The following is a 6,612-nucleotide window of genomic DNA, read 5'->3' as shown; positions in this document are numbered from 1 at the left end:
GGGCCGCGTTCAACGGCCGTTGCTGTATGTTGACGTTTTGCTGTTCAGTTTTCAAGGTTCAAGTTGTTTGCCGCGCTTATTGGCGACTTTTCAATATTATCAGCTTCCTAACAGGAAGTCAATAACTTTTTTACTTTATTTTCTTCCGCGTTATTTATTATGAAAAACGCGACAAGAAATAGTATAGCATCGTTTTAAAATAGAAACAAGTCTTTTTTTAAAAAAAGCCGATTTAAAGCTTTTTCACTTTAAACCGGCTATTCCTAAAGGCTTCTTATTCTTTCGGCCGCATTTGCGGGAACAATAAAACATCTCTAATAGAAGAAGAATTCGTCAACAACATGATTAAGCGGTCAATGCCTATTCCTAATCCACCCGTTGGCGGTAATCCGTATTCCAAAGCTTCTATGAAGTCCTCATCCATTTCATGGGCTTCATCATTTCCTTCAGCCTTTTCGATCAACTGCGCTTCAAAACGTTGGCGCTGATCAATCGGGTCGTTCAACTCAGTAAAGGCATTGGCATGCTCACGGCGAACGATGAACAATTCAAAACGGTCAGTAAACCGCTCATCCTCAGGATTCTTTTTAGCCAAAGGCGATATCTCAACTGGGTGTCCGTAAACGAAAGTAGGTTGAACTAATTGCTCTTCCACTTTCTGCTCAAAGAATTCATTTAAAATATGTCCCACTTCCATAGTAGGCTTCACATCGATCTGATGTTCTTTCGCCAAAGCGTGCGCTTCTTCTTTTGTCATCGGCTTCCAAAAATCAACACCTGTATATTCTTTTACGGCATCAGCCATATGTAGTCGTTTCCAACCTACAGCTAAATCAATCTCATCTTCCCCGTATTGGACAGTAGTAGTCCCCAAAACTTCCTGAGCAATATGGGCAACCAAGTTTTCAGTAAGCGCCATAATATCATTGAAGTCAGCGTATGCTTCATAAAGCTCCAGCATCGTAAATTCCGGATTGTGGCGTGTGGATATTCCCTCGTTGCGGAAGACGCGGCCAATTTCGTAAACTTTTTCAAGACCACCGACGATCAAACGCTTCAAGTGAAGTTCAATCGCAATGCGGATATATAATTCCATGTCCAACGCATTGTGGTGTGTAATGAATGGTTTGGCAGCTGCTCCCCCTGCAATTGAATGCAGCATCGGAGTTTCCACTTCCAGGAATCCTTCGTTATCCAAGTAGCGGCGCATCGATTGGATGATTCGGCTGCGCAGAATGAAAGTCTCTTTGCTGCTTTCGCTTGTCAGCAAATCCAAATAGCGCTGGCGGTAACGTTGTTCTACATCTTTTAAACCGTGGAACTTTTCCGGTAAAGGACGCAACGCTTTTGTAAGGAACGTTACTTCTTTCGCTTTTACCGATAGTTCCCCTACGTTTGTTTTAAATACAGTCCCTTTAACGCCTAAGATATCCCCCAAGTCGACTGTGTTGTAAAATTCATAAGCTTCTTCGCCAATTGCATCTTTGCGGACGTAAATTTGAATCTGTCCTTTAAGATCCTGAATATGCGCAAAGCCCGCTTTTCCTTTTCCACGTTTTGTCATAACCCGTCCAGCAATGACGACTTCGTGCGGCGTTTCTTCAAGCTCTTCTTTAGAAAGCTCTCCGTATTGTTCGATAATTTCCTGCGACAAGTGAGTCCGCTCAAAGCGGCCGCCGAAAGGATCCATTCCGTGATCACGGAATGCTTGCATTTTTTCGCGTCTCACCAATAATTGGTCATTTAATTCTTCTGACATGTCCTACACTCCTTTATCTATATAAAGCCAATCTCATTCATGTATTTCTCTATTGTACACAATTTCTTACCATACTACATAAAAAAGCTGCCACAAATTTGTGGCAGTCTCTGCATACACGCGAATCTTTGCTGCCCACATCTCCGCGCCCCACCTATTTAATACAGTTGTTAATGCACATCCTGCAGAAACGCCGCGAAGCTATTATAGGATTTCCATAAACGCACGCCACCAGTTTCTAGAGTTCCTGCCACTTCAAGACCAGGATCTATTTCCAATAAAGGGATGAGAACAAAAGCCCGCTCATTCATTCTCGGGTGCGGAACGGTAAGCCTAGCTGTTTCTATCCGGTCCTGATTGTATAGAAGAATATCAAGGTCAATTGTGCGCGGCCCCCATCTGACGAGACGCTTGCGGTTCAAGTTTTGCTCAATCATCTGGCAAACATCCAACAATGCCATCGCCGTCAATTCCGTTTCGAGCTGGACAACCATATTAAGGAACGGTTCCTGATCTGTGTAACCGACAGGATCTGTTTCATAGAGTGAAGAAATTTGGGTAACGGTAACAGCAGGCTGTTCCGCCAGCTGCGCAACAGCCTGCCTCAACATTTCAAAACGGTCGCCCATATTGGAGCCGAGTGATAAATAACTTAGGTTCATGAGAATTTCCCTCGCGTCAATTCGATGGCAACTGATTTATAATGGCCAGGAATCGGCGGATCCGGCTTGATGAGCTGGACACGGATGCCTTGCACCAATGGAAATTCCGAAAGAATACGGCTGGCAATACTTTCCGCTACAGCCTCCACTAATTTTTTCGGTTCGCCTTCTACAATTGAACGGCAAGCTTCATAAACTTCTCCATAATGCACTGTATGTTCCAATGCATCCGTTTCTCCCGCCTTCTGCAAATCTACCGCCAATGAAACCGTCAAGCGAAATCGTTGGCCGAGTTTCGTTTCTTCAGGGAACACCCCGTGGTAACCATAGAATTCCATATCATTCACGTGAATAAAATCCATCAGTCTTCCTCCTTGTACGGCCGTTTGCCGCTCAGTGCATCCATCATCTTCACCGCACGTACTGTTTCCTTCACATCATGGACTCTTACAATATGACAGCCTTGATTGACACCATAGCAAACAGTAGCCAACGATCCTTCCAATCGCTTATCAACAGGAACATCCAAAATCTTTCCAATAAACGATTTCCTTGAAGTGCCGAGAAGAATCGGATAACCCAAGTTCGCAAGCTGGCCGATCATTTGCATCGCTTCAAGATTTTGCGCCACTGATTTTACAAATCCGACGCCAGGGTCAAGCCAGATATTTTCCTGGCTCACGCCAGCCTTTAAAGAGATTTCTATACTTTCGTTCAAATCCTCCATAAAATCCTTTTGGAAATCCGTATATAACGTATCGTTACGGTTGTGCATAAGGATAATAGGCACATTCCATTTTGCCGCTATGCCTGCAATTGCAGGATCGTACTTAGCTCCCCAAATATCGTTGATGATGTGTGCACCAGCAGCAATCGCTGCATCGGCCACCTTCGATTTATAGGTATCAATGGAAATCAACACGTCAAACTGCCGGCGCAGTTCTTCGATAACAGGAACGATCCGTCCAATTTCTTCTTCATCTGAGATCCGCACATAGCCAGGACGCGTTGACTCGCCTCCCACATCAATGATGTCTGCACCATCTGCAATCATTTGCCGGGCATGCACTATCGCCTGTTCCACCCCATTGTATTTGCCTCCATCAGAAAAAGAATCCGGAGTGACATTCAGGATGCCCATAACGAGCGTTTTCTCATCGAAATTAATTTTCATGCAGATTCACCGTCCAAACTTTAAATATGTATCAATTTCCTGGGAAATAAAAGCGCGCCTTCATCTTACCTTAATTGACTGGTTTTTTTCCACAAAAAAAGAGCGGCCATTAAAGCGCACTCTTTCTGTATTTTAGTTGGATTCATCGAATTGGTAAAGCGGAGTACTTAAGTAGCGTTCTCCGTTGGATGGGATGATCGCCAACACTTTCTTGCCTTTGCCCAATCGTTTAGCCACCTGAAGAGCCGCGTAAATGGCAGCACCTGAAGATACGCCTCCAAGGATACCTTCTTCACGAGCCGCTTGGCGTGCCGTTTCATAGGACTGGTCGTTTGTGACTTGGATAATCTCGCTATAGATTTCAGTGTTCAATACAGCAGGAACAAACCCTGCTCCAATCCCCTGAATTTTATGCGGTCCCGGCTTGCCGCCAGACAATACTGGAGAATCCGTAGGTTCCACGGCCACGATTTGGATATCAGGATACTTCTCTTTCAACACTTGTCCCGCACCCGTAATCGTACCGCCCGTGCCGATCCCTGAAATAAAGGCATCCAATTGGTCGCCCATTGTTTCAACAATTTCCGGTCCTGTCGTCAAACGATGCACTTCAGGGTTTGCTTCATTGTTAAATTGCTGTGGCATGAACCAGCCGTTTTCAGCCGCTTTTTTCTCAGCAGTTTTGATGGCGCCATTCGGGCCATTCATTCCGTCTGCTCCTGGCGTCAAGATTAACTCCGCTCCGTAAGCACGCAATAGATTGCGGCGTTCCATACTCATTGTTTCGGGCATAACCAAAACAGATTTATAGCCTTTTGCCGCTGCGATCATCGCTAAGCCAATTCCTGTGTTGCCGCTAGTCGGTTCAATGATGGTATCGCCTTCTTTTAGATCTCCGGACTTTTCAGCCGCCTCAATCATGGCCAGGGCGATACGGTCTTTCACACTGCTGCCTGGGTTGAAGTATTCCAATTTCAAATAAACTTCCGCATCTTCCGGGCCTGTTAACCGGTTTAATTTCACAATCGGGGTTTGCCCAATCAATTCAGTAATTGAATTTCCTACACGCGCCATTCTTCAACACTCCTAATCCCTAGTAATTTTGTCGACTTTAATAAAGCTAATAGTATCAATAAAATAGACCGTTTGTCAAATTGTATGAATTCATAAAAAATAGACGTTTCGTTGCCGAAACGTCCAGAATTTATTCTCCGTAAAACCATTCCGCGTCAAATTCCTGCCAGAATGCTTCCGGAGTGACCGATTGCGGCAATTGTTCCAATGCCAGCTCACGATTGATGTGGCCTTCTACATCTTCAAACGAAAATGTCTGACCATCAACTTTTTCCGTTACAGAAATGATGGCGGTTTTGCCATTTTCAAGTGCCAAAGGAGATGACCAGGCGCCAACATCCACTTTCGCCACGTTCTTTGCGATATTAGCGTCTACGCCTGGCTCCCCACTTGAAATATAGCCGATGTCGCCACCTAAATTACCGGTTGCGCTGTCGACCGAACGTTCACGGGCAGTCGCTTCGAAAGAAGAGCCTTTCTCCAGCTCTGCAATGGTTTCTTCCGCCTCTGCTACTGAGTTCAACATAATCATACGCGTTCGGTAAGAGTCTTTCACATCGTAAAGCGATTGATTGTCATCGTAAAAAGCTTTGATTTCGCTGTCTTCAATGACAATATCTTTCGTCAACACTTTTTCCAGAATCAATTGGGCTGCAACTTTCTCGCGTTGGCGTGTTTCATCCGCTGCGTAAAGAGCCGTCTCTGTACCGTCCTGCGAAGAGCGGAGAAGCGCCAGTTCCAAATCAATTTCTTTATCACTTACTTTAATTCCATAATCTTTCGCTGCAGTTGCCATTACTTTTTCGTTGACCAGTTCAAGCAATGCTTCGCGGCCATGCTGCTCTTCCATAGCAGCCAGCCACTCTTCCCGTGTAATCTCATCACCGCTGACAGAAGCGACTTTTTCCGCATTGCCGGTATCGTTGGGTATCAGCCATGCAATAAACCACAGGAAGTTGGCCAGCAGCAAAATGCCGATGACCAGCAGCACCGGTTTGGTCTTCAGATGTCTTTTCGGCTTTCCCGTGCCTGCCGGTGGCACAGGTCGCCGGTTATTATGACTGGAGTTCATTGATAAACGACTCAAGTTCCTCTTTAGAATAATGATACGTTTCCAGACAGAAATGGCATTGTGCTTCTGCCATGCCGTCTTCATCGATCATGTCTTGAATTTCTTTTTTCCCAAGCCCCAGAATAGCTGTAGCAAAACGGTCTTTAGAACAATTGCAGTCAAAATGTACCGGCATTTTATCAAGAATTTGAATATTTCCTTCTCCAAGCACTGCTTCAAGAATTTCTTCAGGTGATAATCCACGCTGAATCATTTTGGAAACAGGTTCGATTGCGGCTAATTGTTCTTCTAATTTCGTAATGGTTTCATCATCTGTATTCGGCATCAATTGAATGACAAAACCGCCAGCCGCCAATACCGAGTTGTCTGTATCCACCAGAACACCAAGTCCGACCGAGGAAGGAACCTGTTCGGATGATGCGAAATAATAAGTGAAGTCTTCAGCAATTTCACCCGATACAATCGGTGTCTGCCCTGTGAAATTGTCACGCATGCCAAGATCTTTGACAACGGACATCATGCCGTTCGTCCCAACTGCACGGCTGACATCCAATTTCCCTTTTTCGTTCAAGTCAAAATGCGTTTGAGGATTAGAAACATACCCACGGACGCCGCCTTTTGCGTTGCTGTCAACCAGCAATGCACCGATGGGTCCGCCACCCTCAAATTTAATCGTTACTTTGTCGTCGCCTTTCAGCATAGCGCCAAGCATGACGCCTCCTGTCATGGCGCGCCCCAAAGCCGCTGAAGCTGTCGGCCACATCATGTGGCGGCGCTGTGCTTCTCCCACTGTTTTCGTACTGTCTACCGCAAATGCACGGACACTCCCATTAAATGCAAGGCCGCGTACTAAATAATCTGACACATTTAT

At 45.3% G+C, this 6,612-nt stretch carries 7 protein-coding genes; all 7 read right to left on the bottom strand.

Features of this window, described 5'->3' with window-relative positions:
* Nucleotides 1–274: 274 nt before the first annotated feature.
* The 7 genes from lysS to hslO all read right to left on the bottom strand — a co-directional run bounded on the left by lysS (nt 275) and on the right by hslO (nt 6,606).
* Nucleotides 275–1,759 (bottom strand): lysine--tRNA ligase, encoded by a 1,485-nt coding sequence (gene lysS / locus H9630_RS18440; RefSeq protein ID WP_191716937.1) that lies wholly within the window; start codon nt 1,757–1,759, stop codon nt 275–277.
* Between the two features lie 170 nt (nt 1,760–1,929).
* On the bottom strand, nt 1,930–2,421 hold the full coding sequence (folK, locus tag H9630_RS18435) for a 2-amino-4-hydroxy-6-hydroxymethyldihydropteridine diphosphokinase (protein ID WP_191716936.1): 492 nt from the start codon (nt 2,419–2,421) through the stop codon (nt 1,930–1,932).
* A complete protein-coding gene (gene folB, locus H9630_RS18430) occupies nt 2,418–2,783 on the bottom strand; it encodes a dihydroneopterin aldolase (RefSeq protein ID WP_191716935.1) in 366 nt (121 codons plus the stop codon). The genes folK and folB overlap by 4 nt, the downstream gene beginning before the upstream one ends.
* Nucleotides 2,783–3,595, bottom strand: coding sequence for a dihydropteroate synthase (gene folP / locus H9630_RS18425; protein ID WP_191716934.1), 813 nt, complete (start codon nt 3,593–3,595; stop codon nt 2,783–2,785). Before folP ends, folB begins: the two co-directional genes overlap by 1 nt.
* A gap of 132 nt (nt 3,596–3,727) precedes the next feature.
* Nucleotides 3,728–4,669, bottom strand: a complete 942-nt coding sequence (gene cysK / locus H9630_RS18420; RefSeq protein WP_191716933.1) for a cysteine synthase A — start codon at nt 4,667–4,669, stop codon at nt 3,728–3,730.
* A gap of 130 nt (nt 4,670–4,799) precedes the next feature.
* The gene (locus H9630_RS18415) at nt 4,800–5,741 is read right to left on the bottom strand and encodes a peptidyl-prolyl cis-trans isomerase (protein ID WP_191716932.1); all 942 of its coding nucleotides are present in this window, start codon (nt 5,739–5,741) and stop codon (nt 4,800–4,802) included.
* A complete protein-coding gene (gene hslO / locus H9630_RS18410; protein WP_191716931.1) occupies nt 5,725–6,606 on the bottom strand; it encodes an Hsp33 family molecular chaperone HslO in 882 nt (293 codons plus the stop codon). Before hslO ends, H9630_RS18415 begins: the two co-directional genes overlap by 17 nt.
* Nucleotides 6,607–6,612: the final 6 nt, after the last annotated feature.

The sequence above is a fragment of the Planococcus wigleyi genome (genome assembly GCF_014836985.1).
Taxonomy (GTDB): Bacteria; Bacillota; Bacilli; order Bacillales_A; family Planococcaceae; genus Planococcus; species Planococcus notacanthi.
Note: the sequence above shows the minus strand (reverse complement) of the source record. Positions and strands in the feature narration are given on the sequence as shown.